The sequence below is a fragment of the Bacteroides sp. AR29 genome, from assembly GCF_900217715.1.
Lineage (GTDB): Bacteria > Bacteroidota > Bacteroidia > Bacteroidales > Bacteroidaceae > Bacteroides > Bacteroides uniformis.
On the sequence record NZ_OBMS01000060.1, the window covers coordinates 1 to 1,096 of the forward strand.

The 1,096-nt window shown below is 39.6% G+C and carries 1 protein-coding gene; it reads right to left on the reverse strand.

The genetic code is table 11. The features are described 5' to 3' along the window. Nucleotides 1–498: 498 nt before the first annotated feature. The coding region (locus CSD97_RS18665) for a transposase (protein WP_244284063.1) at nucleotides 499–1,096 on the reverse strand (598 nt) is incomplete at its 5' end.

Here is a 1,096-nt window from a genome sequence, read left to right on the forward strand (position 1 = left end):
ATACTCTCGAAATCAAATTCTTCTTTCATAAAAAAAACTGTGTTAGCAAAGTTAATACTTTATTCCTTGCTGACACAGTTTAATTTACATCCTCGTTAAAAGTCCATAATCCGGAAGTATACTGTATCATTTCATAGCCTTCTATGTTGTATTCCAAATAATCGAATACTTTTTATTTGTTGTTAACATTATAAATCAACCACTTAGGACTTTGTCTCAATTTTAAGCGACAATACTTTTCTCTTGAGACATTTATCCCAATCCCAGTCAGTCAGTACTTAGTCCTTGACATCCGTACTGTAATTGTTATCTAAATAAAAGCCCTATTAAACAAACTTCTATAAGTTGAACTGTACAATGACAGGCAACAATTTACTTCTTCAGAATAATAGGATGGGCGCAACAAACTTTTTTTGAGATGCAGCAGTAATTGCTCATCAAGCTACGAACAGGAGTCACCCAAACTGAAATTTGCCTAACAGGCTTTTATATTCTATACTAATGACACCGGTCATATTCATATTTTTGTCCACTTCTTAAAATCTTCAATATCCTGTTGGATAATTTACGTGCAATGCGTATGACAGCTTCCTGTGATTTCATACGTTTACAATATTCTCCATAAGCGGCAGCCATCACACTGTCATGCCGTATCATAGTCCATGCACTCTCAACAATCATCGGACCAAGGAGTTTATTTCCCCTGAAAGTCTTTTCACCATTTGCAATCTTTTCACCACTGCTGTGCGAGGTGGGGACCAGACCAAGATAGGATGCGAACTGTTTTTCATTGTGAAAGCGTTCCACATCATCTATTTCCGTCAGCAGAGACATTCCGGTCAACATTCCAATACCTGGAATGGAAGTCAGGTTCTCATAAGTCCTTGCATAATGTTCACTTCTGGATAACGCCCGTATCTGCCGTGTCGCATTCAACAGGTTCTTACGGAACAGTTCCACCTGGTCAAGCAACAGATCAAGGCTAGTTCTGGTGGAAGAAAGAAAGATACTATGTTTGTAGACGTTCAAAATAATCGCTCGTCGGGACGGGTGGTCCCGCCCCTTGCCGCTGGGCGCTCCCCGACCGATGATTAAA